At 64.7% G+C, this 14,284-nt stretch carries 15 protein-coding genes; 6 read left to right on the forward strand and 9 right to left on the reverse strand.

The window, feature by feature from the left end; genetic code table 11:
* Positions 1 to 200: 200 nt before the first annotated feature.
* Together NKH54_RS03740 and NKH54_RS03745 are read right to left on the reverse strand one after the other, a co-directional pair.
* On the reverse strand, positions 201 to 1,253 hold the full coding sequence (locus tag NKH54_RS03740; protein WP_352626131.1) for an SH3 domain-containing protein: 1,053 nt from the start codon (positions 1,251 to 1,253) through the stop codon (positions 201 to 203).
* 248 nt (positions 1,254 to 1,501) lie between these two features.
* Positions 1,502 to 2,278, reverse strand: coding sequence for a metallophosphoesterase family protein (locus NKH54_RS03745; RefSeq protein ID WP_353027721.1), 777 nt, complete (start codon positions 2,276 to 2,278; stop codon positions 1,502 to 1,504).
* 179 nt (positions 2,279 to 2,457) lie between these two features.
* Here NKH54_RS03745 and NKH54_RS03750 point away from each other — a divergent pair, with 179 nt between their 5' ends.
* Positions 2,458 to 2,928, forward strand: coding sequence for a nucleoside deaminase (locus NKH54_RS03750; protein ID WP_023672423.1), 471 nt, complete (start codon positions 2,458 to 2,460; stop codon positions 2,926 to 2,928).
* Positions 2,929 to 2,948: 20 nt separating this feature from the next.
* On the opposite strand, the gene NKH54_RS03755 is transcribed toward NKH54_RS03750, so the two are convergent.
* Entirely contained in the window at positions 2,949 to 3,305 is a 357-nt protein-coding gene (locus NKH54_RS03755) for an ArsR/SmtB family transcription factor (RefSeq protein WP_023683780.1), read from the reverse strand.
* Between the two features lie 199 nt (positions 3,306 to 3,504).
* Here NKH54_RS03755 and NKH54_RS03760 point away from each other — a divergent pair, with 199 nt between their 5' ends.
* Positions 3,505 to 4,683 carry an MFS transporter gene (locus tag NKH54_RS03760; RefSeq protein ID WP_353027722.1) on the forward strand — a complete coding sequence of 393 codons (1,179 nt, stop codon included), beginning with the start codon at positions 3,505 to 3,507 and terminating at the stop codon, positions 4,681 to 4,683.
* A 29-nt stretch (positions 4,684 to 4,712) separates the two neighbouring features.
* Here NKH54_RS03760 and NKH54_RS03765 read toward each other — a convergent pair whose 3' ends face one another.
* Positions 4,713 to 5,177, reverse strand: a complete 465-nt coding sequence (locus tag NKH54_RS03765) for a MarR family winged helix-turn-helix transcriptional regulator (protein WP_023691525.1) — start codon at positions 5,175 to 5,177, stop codon at positions 4,713 to 4,715.
* Between the two features lie 179 nt (positions 5,178 to 5,356).
* Here NKH54_RS03765 and NKH54_RS03770 point away from each other — a divergent pair, with 179 nt between their 5' ends.
* A complete protein-coding gene (locus NKH54_RS03770; protein ID WP_023683784.1) occupies positions 5,357 to 6,151 on the forward strand; it encodes an SDR family NAD(P)-dependent oxidoreductase in 795 nt (264 codons plus the stop codon).
* Positions 6,152 to 6,310: 159 nt separating this feature from the next.
* On the opposite strand, the gene NKH54_RS03775 is transcribed toward NKH54_RS03770, so the two are convergent.
* Positions 6,311 to 6,910, reverse strand: coding sequence for a LysE family translocator (locus NKH54_RS03775; protein WP_023683785.1), 600 nt, complete (start codon positions 6,908 to 6,910; stop codon positions 6,311 to 6,313).
* Between the two features lie 87 nt (positions 6,911 to 6,997).
* Between NKH54_RS03775 and NKH54_RS03780 the strand changes: the two genes are divergently transcribed.
* Positions 6,998 to 7,876, forward strand: coding sequence for a LysR family transcriptional regulator (locus tag NKH54_RS03780; protein ID WP_502907452.1), 879 nt, complete (start codon positions 6,998 to 7,000; stop codon positions 7,874 to 7,876).
* A 63-nt stretch (positions 7,877 to 7,939) separates the two neighbouring features.
* Here NKH54_RS03780 and NKH54_RS03785 read toward each other — a convergent pair whose 3' ends face one another.
* From NKH54_RS03785 to NKH54_RS03795, 3 genes are all read right to left on the reverse strand, one after another.
* Entirely contained in the window at positions 7,940 to 8,590 is a 651-nt protein-coding gene (locus NKH54_RS03785; RefSeq protein WP_023727458.1) for a dihydrofolate reductase family protein, read from the reverse strand.
* Between the two features lie 117 nt (positions 8,591 to 8,707).
* Positions 8,708 to 9,565 (reverse strand): protein-L-isoaspartate O-methyltransferase family protein, encoded by an 858-nt coding sequence (locus NKH54_RS03790; protein WP_353027723.1) that lies wholly within the window; start codon positions 9,563 to 9,565, stop codon positions 8,708 to 8,710.
* A 153-nt stretch (positions 9,566 to 9,718) separates the two neighbouring features.
* Positions 9,719 to 11,077 carry an Nramp family divalent metal transporter gene (locus NKH54_RS03795; protein WP_023672432.1) on the reverse strand — a complete coding sequence of 453 codons (1,359 nt, stop codon included), beginning with the start codon at positions 11,075 to 11,077 and terminating at the stop codon, positions 9,719 to 9,721.
* Positions 11,078 to 11,335: 258 nt separating this feature from the next.
* On the opposite strand from NKH54_RS03795, the gene mntR reads away from it, so the two are divergent.
* Positions 11,336 to 11,791: a manganese-binding transcriptional regulator MntR gene (gene mntR / locus NKH54_RS03800; protein ID WP_023740198.1), complete on the forward strand. Its 456-nt coding sequence runs from the start codon at positions 11,336 to 11,338 to the stop codon at positions 11,789 to 11,791.
* A 90-nt stretch (positions 11,792 to 11,881) separates the two neighbouring features.
* Positions 11,882 to 12,070, forward strand: coding sequence for a hypothetical protein (locus NKH54_RS03805; RefSeq protein WP_023672434.1), 189 nt, complete (start codon positions 11,882 to 11,884; stop codon positions 12,068 to 12,070).
* A gap of 28 nt (positions 12,071 to 12,098) precedes the next feature.
* Here NKH54_RS03805 and NKH54_RS03810 read toward each other — a convergent pair whose 3' ends face one another.
* Positions 12,099 to 14,165 carry a hypothetical protein gene (locus NKH54_RS03810; RefSeq protein WP_352594840.1) on the reverse strand — a complete coding sequence of 689 codons (2,067 nt, stop codon included), beginning with the start codon at positions 14,163 to 14,165 and terminating at the stop codon, positions 12,099 to 12,101.
* Between the last annotated feature and the right edge of the window lie 119 nt (positions 14,166 to 14,284).

Below are 14,284 nucleotides of genomic sequence, written 5' to 3' on the forward strand. Positions count from 1 at the left end.
AAAACCGGGACGGGAAGACCCGGCCGGTTGTGCTTGCGATTCTGGTATCAGGCTAGGAGGGCCTTATAGGGAAGAGTTTTGGGAGATGTAACCCCGAAAATGAGGCTAGGCAGTAGGGATTAGGCAGTAGGGATCAGGCAGTGGGGATTAGGCAGGAGCGAGGTTAAGGCGCCTATTGCCCATTCCCTACTGCCTGACACCTAATCCCCCAGCGCGAGCTGATCCGTAATCTCAAACCGCTCTGATACCCCGACGCGGATCATGTTGAGGCTGCCTTCCCTTGTGAAGCGGAAGTCCTTGCCCAAATCCGAGTTGGCCGGCATGCCGGCAGAGAAGGAGATGACGCGGGTGCCGCCGTCGGGCCAGGTCACGGTGATGTCTGCCTTGTCGGCGCCATTGTGGACGATGTTGACGGCGCAGCGGGTCATCGGTTGTCCGACATAGCGGGCGCAGGGGATCTCGGCGGTGGCGCCGAGGGCGGGCGGGGGTTCCAGCCGTGCAACGGTTTGCGTAGCGGTCGCAGCTTTGGCCTGGTCTGGCCGTGGCGTCGGGGATGGTACCCCCGGCGCGGACGCCGTATCCGGCGCTGCTCCCGCAGACGCGGCGGAATCCTGTACCGGCGTCCCCGTGGCCTCCGTCGCCGGAGCCTCCGTGGCGGGGATCTCGCCCGTCCTCGGGCTTTCATTGGCTGCGAAGGCGAGGCCGTAAGCATCCTGCATGGCGGTCCTGCCGATCTCGGCGGCGGACTTCGGCGCGCCCGGATCCGTGCTGCCAAGGCGCTCCGTCAGGTCGAGTGGAGCCGGCGCGGGTGCAGCCGGGGTGGGTGGAGCCTGAGTGGGTGCAGCCGGAGCGGCAGAGGCGGCGGGTGCAGTCGTCCGGGGCGCTGCGGCCACGTCGGCCGGCTGCGTCGGCATGTCGGGCGCGAGCGTCGGGCCGCCGGCTTCAGCGCTGGCGGTCGCCTGGGGCGGCGCGGCGTCAACTTCGACCACGGTCGGATTGTCGGGGATAAGATAGCGCGCGGGCGCCCAGCCTTTGACCAGTGGATTGTCGATCTCCTCGACCTTGCACCAGCGGTGGCCGTCCACTTCGCTGCAGCCGAAATTCCTGACGCTCGAGCCGATCGGCAGGCGCGCCTGGGTTCTGCCGACCGGCGACGGCGTGGCGCGGATGTTGAGGAGATCGCCTGGGCCGAGCTCGGTCACTATGGAAACGATGTCGGCAGGCGCGTCCTCGGCATTGGCCGGCAAGCTCACCAACAACGGGCCCACCACCAACGGACCCGCCAACAACCGGGCTGCCCGCAGGAGCGGAGCGCCAGTCAGTCGATGCAAAATGGTTCGGATTGTGCGCCTCATCATTTGGCCGTGCGCCGATTACCCTTGCGGCAGCAGTCCTGCCGTATGCCAAGGCGGTTTTATAAGGGACGATACGCGGCCATGTAAGTCTGAAAATGCGTCCGATGTTTGGTGCCGCGAGGCGGAAGCAGGGCGCAGCCGTGCGGTCAAGCGGAGCCTTGCCAAGAGGGTTTGGGCATGAAGCCGGTCCTCAGCGCATGCGCCCATTCCGGTCGGCCCGCCTGTGCGGCCTGTCTCGCCGCCGCTTCGTGGTCGTAGTCGACGGCGATGGTCTCGAAACGGTCTGGACCATCGCCATCCAAGGTGAGGATGCCGTAGCGCGCATGCGGGCTGCCTTGCTCCGAAACATGCGCCGGGGGCGTGTCATCTTCATAGGCGGGGGCGCCGACGCTGCCGGGATTGAAGAGCAAGGGGCCGCCGGGGATACGGACCAGTTCCGCGCGGTGGCTGTGGCCGCACAGCACGATGCGGCAGGCCGGGTCCAGCGCCTGCAACCGCCGCTGAATAGCGGCAAGCGGCGCGCGCACCAGTTGGCCATCGACGATCGCGTCGAGCAGGTATTTCTCGTCATGGTCGGGCCGCGCATGGAAAGCGACCACGCCGGGAACAATCTCCAGCGTGAAGGGCAGGGCGAGCAGGGCTTCGCGCTGCGCTGATGTCAGCCGTTCCTGCGCATAGCGGTCTGAAGCCCACATCACATCGTCGGCCGGATCGACCGCGACCCGGCGGTCATGGTTGCCGCGCACCGTCGGCAGGTCGAGCGCTTCGAGCCGCTCGAACGTCTCGCGCGGCCAGAGCGGGCCGGAGACACAGTCGCCAAGGTTGACGGTGAGATCGGCGCCGCCGCGCCGCGCCAGATCGGCGAGCACGGCATCCAGCGCCAGCACATTGCCATGGATGTCGGCGAGAACGGCAATGCGCATGCGGCGGGCTCCTTGGTGCAGCCCGTTGAGGCTTGCGGCCGGTCTTCGTTATCAAGCCCCTGCCTTCATTATCAAGCCCTTGAGATCGTTCGAGACAGCCGGGAGCCCCGCCTATCGCGGAAGCACTCCATCTGCTAGCGTCCACGCCGCTCCAGAGTTCATCCGGGGGAGGACAGGCGATGACCCGCGACCAGATGGTTGCCCACCTTCGCGCCGCCAATGACGTCGCGCGCGAGACTGCCGCGCACGGGCACCATCCTTTCGGCTGCGTGCTCGTCGGCCCCGACGATCGCATCCTGATGCGGCAAGGCAACATCAACACCGTGCGCCACGCCGAAACCGAGCTCTCCCGGCGTGCCGCCGACACCTATCCGCCGGATTTCCTCTGGTCCTGCACGCTGGTCACAACCGGCGAGCCCTGTGCGATGTGCACGGGAACGCTGTACTGGGCGAATATCGGCCGGCTGGTCTACGGCTTCGAGGAAACCAAGCTTCTCGCGCTGACCGGCAATCACGCAGAGAACCCGACGATGAACCTCTCGTCGCGCACAGTCCTCGGCTCCGGGCAGAAGCCGGTCGAGGTCCACGGCCCTTTCCCCGAGATGGACGAGGAACTCCTCGCCCCGCATATCGGTTTTTGGCAGCGCTAGGACCTTGACTTCTAAACCGGTTAGGCCGGCATTTCGATGTCGTGGCCACCGACGATGGGCAGAGCCGGATCATCTCCGGCCGCCGCAATCACGCTGTCGAGCAGGCCGGGGAAGCGGGCGTCGAGGTCGGCGCGGCGCAGCGTGATCATCCGGTTGGTGCCAGCCACTTCGGCGCGGGTGACGCCGGCCTCGCGCAGTTTGGCCAGGTGATAGCTGAGATTGGTCTTGGAGCCGAGGTCGAGGAACCGGCTGCAGTTCAGCGGCACGCCTTCCTTGCTGGCGAGATAGCGCACGATGGCGAGCCGGGTCGGGTCGCCAAGCACGCCGAGCACAACCGGCAGGCTGATCTGGTCTGTATTGGGGTGCGGCAAAGTCATGGCCCGAAACTAAGCACAGTCGGTGGCGATTTCAACGCGTCCATGTTTCGCGGGCATGCACAGTCCGCTTCGCGATTGGCCCAATGGCTGTCCTGACACAGGGCTGTCAGCAGGCTTCAGCTATTTTCACCTGGCTTCATTGACATCACGCCCTGTTATGTCCAATTGTTCAATAACTTTTGAACTAAGGACACGCCCTATGGACAAGCGCCTCTTTTGGCTTGCGCTCGGATCGTTCACGATCTCGACCGAAGGCTTCGTCATCTCCAGCCTGCTGCCTGACATCGCCACCGACGCCCGCATTTCCATTCCGCTCGCCGGCACGCTGATCACCGCCTTCGCGCTGGCTTACGCCATCGGCACGCCGATCCTGGCAACGCTGACCGGCGAATGGGACCGGCGCCGCGTCATCTTGTGGACGCTGGCGTTCTTCGTCATCGGCAATGTGGTGGCGGCGCTGAGCTCGTCCTTCGAGCTGCTGCTCATTGCCCGCATCATCATGGCGCTGTCGTCAGGCCTGTTTGCCGCTACCGCTCAAGGCACGGCGGTGGCGCTGGTCGATGACCACCACCGGGCGCGGGCCATTGCAGTCGTCGTCGGCGGAACCACGGTGGCGGTTGCGCTGGGTGCACCGCTCGGCGCGCTGGTTGCCACGATAGCCGGCTGGCGCGGGACCTTCTTTGCCATTGCCGGGCTCGGCGCGCTGGTCGGCGCCATCCTGTGGTACCGGCCGCCGCGCGGAATTGTCGGCACCAAGCTGCCGCTCAGGCGGCGCCTGGCTGCGGCGCTGCGCCCCGGCGTCATGCCGATCCTGCTGACCACCGCTCTTGCCCTGATCGGCGCCTTCTCGGTGTTTTCCTATATCGCGCCGCTGGCCATCCAGAGCGGCGGCCTCAGCCCGATTGCGCTGCCCGGCATGCTGCTCGCCTTCGGTGTCGGCGCCGTCATCGGCAACATAGCCGGAGGCCAGGCGGCCGACCGTTTTGGTGCGACGCGCACCGTCGGCTGGTCGCTGGCGCTGAGCGCCGTCATGCTGGTGATGCTCTCGGTCATCCCGACCTTCCTGCCGCAGCATCTCGCCGGGCCGGCATTGATGGCCATGATGGTGCCGTGGGGCATGGTCGGCTGGGCATTTCCGCCGGCGCAGGCCAGCCGCATCATCAAGCTGGCGCCCGACGCCGCCCCGATCGTGCTGTCGCTCAACGCTTCGGCGCTCTATCTCGGCGTGGCGCTGGGTGCTGTGGTCGGCGGCGCCGTGCTGCGCTACGGCGTGCCGGCCGATCTCGGCTTGGTCGCCGCCATCTTCCCGCTGATCGGGCTTGGCGCGGTGCTGGCCGGCCGCTGGGCGGCCCGGCCGGTCGCCATGCCGGCCGAATAGATCTTTGCAAAGGACCGGCGGCCGCTCTTTCAGCTTGAAGGGGCGGCCGCGGGCACGTCGTAGTCCAGCGCCGCGACTTCATCCAGCATAGCGCGCAGATCTGCCGCTCGTTGCGGGCCGACCAGGGCCTCGAAGCGCTGCTGGGCAATGGTCCACAATTTCGTCGTCTCCTCGAGCTTGGCCAGGCCTTGGTCGGTCAGCCGCACCCGCTTGACGCGGCGATCGTCCTTGTCAGCGAAGGTGTCGACATAGCCGTCGCGGATCAGCGGCTTCAGCGTGTGGCCGAGCGCCGAGAGATCCATGACCATCGCTTCGGCTATCGTGCCCATCGCCGGCTCATTGCTGACATGGATCTGGTAGAGCAGGCCGTACTGCGTGCCCTTCAGACCCGAAGGCGAGATTACATCGTCATAGAAGCGGCCGAGCTTGCGCGCGGCGCGCCGCAGCGTGGCGTTGTTGCAAAGGCTGAATCCCGGCAGCACGGTCTTGCTCATCACGACTCCTTGCCGGCAAAACCGCTGCCGGCCTGTCGCAGAAATAGTTTCTGCCGCCTCCGTTGACAAGATAGTGGCATATACCTACTTCCAGGATGGTGGCATATACCACTAATTGGAAGTCAGGGCGGGACGAGGGTCATCGACCTGTCTCGCCGGGCAGAAAAAGGAACAGGACAATGAGTGGACAGGACAACAAGGGTACCGCAGTCGTCACTGGTGCATCGGCCGGCATAGGTGCTGTCTATGCCGACCGGCTGGCCGGGCAAGGCTACGATCTGGTGCTGGTGGCGCGGCGCGCCGACCGGCTGCAGGAACTGGCTGAAAAGCTGCGTTATGCCTACAAGCGCAAGGTCAGCGTGATATCAGCCGACCTCGCCGACGACAATGATGTGCGCCGCGTCGAGCAGGCGATCGCAGCCGACGATAGCGTCACGCTGCTGGTCAACAATGCCGGCATTGGCGGCCAGGCCGTGGTGGCAACGGCCGACGCCGACGAGGCCGAGCGCATGATCAAGGTCAACGTCATCGCCTTGACCCGCCTGACCCGCGCCGTTCTGCCGGGGCTTCTTGCGCGCAACCGCGGCGCCATCGTCAACATCGCCTCTGTGCTCGCCTATGATACCTCGTTCGGCGGCATCTACAGCGGTACCAAGGCCTATGTCGTCAACTTCACCGAGGCCCTGCACCGCGAAGTCGCCGGCACCAATGTGAAGGTGCAGGCGGTGCTGCCGGGCGCGACCCGCACCGATTTCTGGGAGCTCGCCGGTGGCGATATCCACAATCTGCCGAAGGAGATCATCATGTCCGCCGACGATATGGTCGATGCCGCGCTTGTGGGCCTATCCAGGGGCGAAGCCGTCACCGTGCCGGCACTTGCCGACACAGCCAAGCTCGACACCTTCCTCGGCGCAAGGCAAGTCTTCTACGGCAGCCTGCACGCCGACAAGCCGGCGGCGCGTTACGCGGCTTGAGAGTAGCTGGTTCGCTTCGCGAACCAGGACCCCCACCCCGCTCACTTCGTTCGCGGCCCTCCCCACAAGGGGGAGGATAAAGTGCGCGCTCCCCTACCTCCCCTTTGTGGGGAGGTCGGACCGCAGGTCCGGGTGCGGTACTGGCGCCGACCTCTGCGTTTACGCTCCCCGCCACATCGGTATGATCGACGCAGCCAGCACCAGCGCCAGCACGATGTTGAGCGCGCGCCATTGCCATTCGGTCTTGAGCAGCCGTGCCAGCACCATGCCCGCCACGCACCAGATCGACAGCGAGATGGCTGCGGTGAAGCCGAAGGTCGAGCCGAGCAGCAGCGCGAGTTGTCCCGGACCGTCGGCAAGGGCTGCGAACGAGGCCGCCGCACCCAGTCCCATCGCCCAGCCCTTCGGGTTCATCCATTGAATGCCGGCGCCGCCGAAGAAGCTGTTGGGTTTTGCCATCGCCACATCGAGATCAGGCGGCCCGGCGCGGCCGATCTTGATTGCCAGCCAGATGAGATAGAGCGAGCCGATGATTTTCATCGCCAGTTGCAGCGACGGCATGGCCAGCAGCAGACCGGCGAGCCCGGCGGCGGCAGCAGCGGTCACGGTGGCGAGGCCGGCAGCGCTGCCGATCAATAGGGGAACGGAACGGCGAAAGCCGAACTGCGCACCTGAAGCAGTCGACAGGGTGGTGGCGATTCCCGGCGTGACGGTGGCCACGAAGGCAAACAGGATGAGCGGAAAGATGGGCTGCAACATGAGGCGTCCTCCATCGAAGGCCCTACGGTAGACTTCTGCATACTTCAGTAAATGCAATGTTTGCGATGGTTGGCATTAGTAGGTATAATGCCAACCATGATCCGTAACCTCGACACAGCGCTGATCCGCACCTTCGTCACTGTCGCCGACAAGGCCAGCATGACGGCGGCGGCGAACGCGCTGCATCTGACGCAAGGCGCCGTCAGCCAGCAGATCAAAAGGCTGGAGGAGGCGCTGGGCTGCAGCCTGTTCGAGCGCGACCGGCGTGGCTTGCGGCTGACGCGGCCCGGCGAGCGGCTGTTCGGCAAGGGCAAACGGTTGCTTGGCCTCAATGACGAGATCTGGGCCGAGATGGCGGGCACCGAGGTCGCCGGCCAGGTGCGGCTCGGTGTTCCCTATGACCTTGTCGGCACCTTGCTGGCGCCGGTGCTGAAAGCCTATGCCGAGACCTATCCGCAGGTTGAGATATCCCTACTCTGCGCCGCCTCGCCGGATCTTGCCGCGGCCCTTGCGGCCGGCACTATCGATCTTGCCGTCATCGAGGAACGGGTTGGCCCGTCGGCCGGCGAATGCCTGGTCATTGACCGGCTGGTCTGGGTGGGGGCCAAGGGCGGCGTCGCCCGTGCCAAGCGGCCGCTGCCGGTGTCGATCGTCGCCGACACCTGCGCCTTCCGACCGGTGGTGCTGTCGGCGCTGAACGAGCACGGGCTGGAATGGCGCACCGTGTTCGAGAACGGCAACATCGACGCGACGACCGCGACAGTGCGCTCCGACCTTGCCGTCACCGCCTGGCTGGCCTCCACCGTGCCTGCCGATCTTGACATCCTGGCTTTTGATGCCGGGCTGCCGCCGCTGCCGAATTTTTCCATCAATCTGCATTTGCCGAAGTACGGCACGGCGCCGGCAGCGCAGGAGTTCGCGCGGTATATCCGGGGTGGGTTGGCACGGCGGGCTGTGGCGGCTTGACAGAACTTGCATTTCCTCTCCCCCGTCGATCGGGGGAGAGGAAAGGTGCCAAGCCTGTCCCTGTTACTTCCAGTTCTTACGCCGCTCGAGCTCGGCCTCTGACGGCTTCTGCGTAGCGAACGACCCGACCTTGACCTCACCCCCGCGTTCGTAGGTCGCCATGATGACGCCTGTGGTAGTGGCCTGCGACTTGACCAGCTTGAAAGCGGCGGGCATCGCACCACCATCGAACAGCCGCTTGCCCTTGCCCAGCAGCAGCGGGAAGATCATCAACCGGATCTCGTCGATCAGCCCGTTGGCGAGCAAAGTCTGGATCAGCTCGCTCGAACCCTGGATGAGCAGGTCAGGCCCATCTTCCTTCTTGAGGCGGCGCAACGCCGCGACGATATCTTCTCCAAGCCATTGCGTATTTTCCCAGGTGAGCGAATCCGGCCGATGCGTCGCCACATATTTAGTCGCAGGGTTGAAGGCATCTCCGATGGCATCTTTCTGGTACGGCCAGTAAGCGGCGAAGATGTCGTAGGTTCTGCGGCCGAGCAGCAGGGCGAAGGGTTTGGAGAACAATTCCTCCATGGCCACCCCCGCCACCTCGTCGAAGTAGTGGAAAGTCCAGCCGCCGAATTCGAAGCCGCCAACCGGGTCTTCTTCCGGGCCGCCTGGCGCCTGCATGACGCCGTCGAGGCTGACGAAGGTGGAAGCGATGATCTTTCGCATTGGATTTTCCTTTTCCAGGATCCGCGCCGTCAGGGCCGGATTTCGATCTAAGGACGGACAGGCCGGCGGCCGCCCGACAGGCGTTGGCAAAAAAACGCTGCCGGCCGACAAGGGTACCTACCGCCGTCGCCCGCCGCCAAGCGCCTGCGACGAAAACCAGAGGTCGCCGATGATGGCGGTGGCGGTCCGGTCCGGCGCCCTGTCTGATGTCAGCCAGATCGAACGGCTGCGCGCCGCCTTCTGGAGGTCGGGGATTTTGGCCGCCGAACCGGCCGCCGAGGCGCCGACGCAGGGGATGAACCACGAGCGCATGAAGGGGTCGCAGGCAAAGCCTTGTTTGGTGCGGGTCACCACTACGGCCAGGCCGACGCCCTGGGACGGGCGCCAGGGAAAGATCATGCGGCCGCCCGCTTTCAGCGCCCGCAGCCAGGCAGCCGGCGGTGCGACGACACCGGCATTGACATAGATGATGTCGGACGGCGGCAGATCGCCGGTGACGGCATCGCCGTGGATGACGCTTACATTGCCGTAGGTCTCGAGATTCTTTGTCGCTCTGGCAGCAAGATCGGCCTCCAGTTCGAAGGCGGTCACCGGGCCGGGCGCAACCAGCCGGGCCAGCAAGGCGGTGTAGTAGCCGGTGCCGGCGCCGATATGGGTGACGGCCTCGTCCGGTCTGGGGGCGATCCTGCCGATCCACATGGCGTGCAGGGAGGGTTCGCCATTGTTGATGCCCTTGTCGGCATCGAGCGCCACCAGCACGTCCTGATAGATGTGAACAGGATCGGCGCTCGGCGTCATGATCTTGCCGTTGCCGGCGGTGAGCGCCCTGCCGGCGACTACCGCCCAGGGTCCGGGACCGAGAAAAGCCTCGCGCGGAACGGTGGCGAACGCCTCTTCGAGGCGCGGATCGGCCGAGCCGGCATTGGCCGCCATCAGCTGCGCGTAAAATTTCCTGGCGTCTTCGACACTTGTCATGATGGCCGGTAAGATAGCGCAAGCCACCGGTTTGTCGCCGTCTTGAGCAATTCCAGGAAAAGTGTGAGGCGGCTTTCCGCCCGGAATTGCGTCAAAACAAGAGATAGAGCAGTTCGCCGTTTCGGCGAAACGGCGAACTGCTCAAGAAGAAACTCAGCCGACGCCGAAGACGGTGTCGTAGAGCAGCTTGAAGTTGAGCACCAGGATGACCGCCGCGACGACCCAGGCGAGGACCGCCACGCCGCGGGGAATGGCAAGGTTGCCCATCTTCTTCTTGTCGGAGACGAACTGCACCAGCGGGATGACTGCGAAGGGCAGCTGCATCGACAGTACCACCTGGCTGAAGACCAGCAACTGGCCGGTGCCCTTTTCGCCATAGAGCGCGGTGACGACCACCACCGGGACGATGGCGATGCCGCGCGTCAGCAGCCGGCGCGCCCATTGCGGAATGCGCAGGCGCAAAAAGCCTTCCATGACGATCTGGCCGGCAAGCGTTGCCGTAACCGTCGAGTTGAGGCCGGAGGCCAGCAGCGCCACCGCAAACAGGATGGAGGCGATGCCGAGGCCGAGCAGTGGCGACAAGAGCTCGAAGGCTTGGCCGATCTCGGCGACATCCTGATGGCCGGTGCCATGGAAGGCCACCGCCGAGACGATCAGGATCGAGGCGTTGACGAACAGCGCCAGGACGAGCGCGATGGTCGAGTCCGTCGTCGCCCATTTAATGGCGTCGCGCTTGCCTTTTTCGGTCCGTTCATAGGCGCGTGTCTGTACGATCGAGGAGTGCAGGTAGAGATTGTGCGGCATCACCGTGGCCCCGATGATGCCGATGGCGATGTAGAGCATCGCCGGATTGGTGACGATCTCCGTCGACGGCACGAACATCGAATGCAGGATCGAGCCGACCGGAGGGGCAGCGGCAAAAATCTGGATGGCGAAACAGCCGAAGATGATGATCAGAAGCGCGATGACGAAGGCTTCGAGATAGCGGAAACCCTTGTTCATCAAGAGCAGCACGATGAAGGCGTCGAGCGCCGTCAGCAACGCGCCGCCGATCAGCGGAATGCCGAACAGAAGCTGCAGCGCGATCGCCGTGCCGATCACCTCGGCGAGGTCGCAGGCGATGATGGCGAGTTCGCAGGCGATCCACAGCACGAAACTGACGGGACGCGGATAATAGGCGCGGCAGGCCTGGGCGAGGTCGCGGCCGGTGGCGATGCCAAGCCGGGCGGCAAGCGCCTGCAGCAGGATCGCCATCAGGTTGGACAGCATGATGATGAACAATAGCGTGTAGCCGAACTGGGCGCCGCCGGCGAGGTCGGTGGCCCAGTTGCCCGGATCCATATAGCCGACCGAGACCATGTAGCCCGGTCCCATGAAGGCGAACAGGCGACGGAACCAGACGCCGGACTGCGGCACCGCGATCGTGGAGTTCACCTCGCGCAGGCTGGGAGGATTGTCCTCCGGCCTGTCAAATCGCCAGGATGATCCCAAGGTAGCGTCAGCTTCGGACATGGAGGGCTTTCCACTGGGTGGATCGGTTGACGTCATCCAATCTATGCCAGGGCTCAACATTATGCAATAGGCTATATTTCATTGTATGTGCTTCCTGTTGCGCCGACCGGCAGGCCGGCAGGGGATCGCAAACGCCGGTTGCGCCTACCATGGAATGGAAATAAACGGCTGGAACAGTTAAGCCCGTGCTATGAATGGCAAAGGGCGATTGCTTTGCCCAAAGCCGATTCTTGTCAAAAAGATAGGAAGGAGCGCGTGTTGGCGCTGAAGCACAGACCGGTTGGACGCGAGGAGCCGCTGCCTGACGCCGAGATTCATTCGAAAGGGTTCCGGCAGCAGCGCGAAGCGCGCCGCGGCGCGCTGGTCGAGGATTATGTCGAGCTGATCGCCGACCTGATCGAGGACGGCAATGAGGCGCGTCAGGTCGATATTGCTGCGCGGCTGGGTGTCGCCCAGCCGACGGTGGCCAAGATGCTGACAAGGCTGTGCGCCGACGGGCTCGTTTCCAGAAAACCCTATCGCGGTGTGTTCCTGACCGACGCCGGGCGCAAGGTGGCGGAAGAGAGCCGCATCCGCCACCAGACGGTAGAAGCGTTTTTGCGTTCGCTCGGTGTCAGCGCCGAGACGGCGCGCATCGATGCCGAGGGCATCGAGCATCATGTCAGCGCCGAGACGCTGGAAGCCTTTCGCAAGGCGATGATCGCGCCGGGCTGAGGGGTGCCGGGCCGCACCACTGGAACCTCCGCACGTCAGGCTCGTTGCTCCTGACGTTGCGCGCGATTGTTGCGCGCCAAGGAGGAAAACATGGGCGTCGAACAGGCACCGACCGCGAAGGGCAAGCAGGCGGCCGAGGGTTTGAGGCAGGCAGCGGCAAAGGACGAACGCAAGACCGAGGTCGAAACCGGCCATGCGCTGAAAAAGGGCGCCGCGCGTTTCGAGGAACGCTCCAAAAGCTCGGACGGCAAAAGCGCCGGCACCAAGCAGAAGATCTGAGTTCTGTTCGCAAGCGGCAACCTGCCGCTCATTCCTCGGTGTCCTGCACCCAACTGCGCGGATGGCCGTCGACGCGGAACTGGAAGATGAAATAGGGCGGAATGCAGGAGCCCTTGCCAGGCTTGGCTGCGGCCAGATCGTCGTAGCCGGCGGTGCAGATATAGTCCTCGCGGCAGGGATGCGCCTTGTCGCAGGCGCGCAGGCCGGCGGTCTTGGTGAATTCCTTGGTGCAGAATTTGTGGTCCTTGCCCGACGCGATGCAGTCGTTGAAACCGGTCTTGGCCAGGCGGCCGCAAGTCGCCTCGTCGGGAAGCTTGTCGCAGCTTGCCTTGCGCAGCATGCCCCCGGGAAAGCCACCGGTCTTCTGCTCGGGGTTGTCATAGCGTTGGCGCGCCGCGCCATAGCCGGCGAGCTTGATTACCGGTTTCTTGTCGCGCGCCGGATCGATGGCGCAGGCTTTTGCGGTGGCCGGCGACAGGCGGCAATATTTGTCGCTGCCCCAGCTCGACATCTTGATCTCGCCGAACTCGACGGGGTCGCCGACTGCGGTGGCCGCCTCGCTGACGCAGGTGCCGAAGCCCGGATGGATGTCGCTTTCATGGACGCCGGCGCAGCGCAGGCTTTCGCCGCAGTTCCAGTCCTTGAAGCTCGTATCCTCGCCACTGTAGCAGATCGACCCCCAGCCATTGTAGAGATCGGTGCCTTTCAGCGCTTCGGCGAGTTTGGCGTCCGGACGGGCGGCGAAGCCGCGTGAGAAATCCGGATGGCCGCCGGCGGCGAAGTCCTCGACGATGGCGCGGCGGCGCGGCAGGTCGGCGAAGAACACCGCCGAGCCGGGGACGAAGACGGCGTTGCGGCGCGGCTCGCTGGCCGGATCGGCGCCGGTGTAATGGAAGCCGGCAATGCCGTGCGTCTGGTGGCAGCCGGTGCAGGTCATTTCGTTGAGACGCAGATTGAAGCCGGCCACCGATTTCACGCTGCGCAGCTCGTTGCCCTTGGCGACATAGTCCTGCAGTGCCTTGTCGATGTCGGCATCGTCGAGCAGCCCATAGGCGATATTGTTTTGCGACCTGGCCATGCCGCCGGGTGCGACCGAGACGGCGCTGGTCGCCAGGAATTTGTCGTCGATGACCAGCCGGCCGCGATCGAGGTCGTAGAGGTTGCGGTCGGTCAGCAGCCATTTGGCGAAGGCCGGCCGGTCGGCCAGAACCACTTTCCGGTCGATCTGGTTCTCCATCTTCGATTCCTGGAAGGTGGACGTCGTTGGGTCCCATTTGAAAATCTTGAGGAGATATTCGGCGTGGCCACCGAAGTCGCGGCGGCTCGAGGCCGACAGCCGGAGAACCTGCATGTTCAGCTCAAGCCGCATGATCTGCGACGAATTCAGCATGGCGTTGGAGAGCGGCCCTTCGTCGGAGCGCAGCCAGGCTGCCAGTTGCTCGGGCGCAAGGTTCTTCTGGCCGGCGGCGAGCCAGCGCTTGGCGATTTCGGCACAGGAAACGGCGGTGGCGCTTGGACGGTCTCTCGAAGCGCGGGCGTGAGCCTCACCGGGCCTGGCGTTGAAGACCAGGCTCATGGTCAGCGGCAGCCGCGACGAGATTCGTTGCGCTGTCTTTCCCTTCGTGGGCTTCTCCGCCACCGAATAGTGGAAGCGGTAGATCAGCCTGATCTCGCCGCATTCGGTGTGGCCGAGATAGCCGCGGTCCATGCGGTTGACGACCCCGGTCAGGTCGAGCGTCGAGCCGTCATCGTCGATGTATTTCGGGTTGAATTTCTGGCTGGTGTCCTTCGACTTGGCCATGGCCGCGACGTAAGGATCGGGGCTATTGGCAGGCTCGTCGGCGATCTCCTGCTTGACGGCGTTGCGCACAGGGGTCAGCGCGCGCACCGAAAACAGGCCGCGATTGTCGACCTCGCGCGTGAGACCCAGCGCCGGGCCGAGCAGGCGGCTGATCGACAGGCCGCCACGCTCAAGCGCCTGCAATGTCTCGGGGTCGGTCACGGCGACGCTGGAATCGAGCGTCACGGCGCGGGCCGGCGACGGGCCGAGGCATAGCACCACGGCCAGCAGCAGAAATCGACCGATCGTCCGCAAGTCCCCGACACCCCCGTTCGAACCGGATGCTACAGCGCGCATGCCGCCTCGACCAGAGTGCGAACGCGATGCCGCCGCCACGAAAAATACTGTGACTTGGCGCAACCATTGCGATAATT

Origin of the sequence: Mesorhizobium sp. M1004, from assembly GCF_040318795.1 — a bacterium.
Lineage (GTDB): Bacteria > Pseudomonadota > Alphaproteobacteria > Rhizobiales > Rhizobiaceae > Mesorhizobium.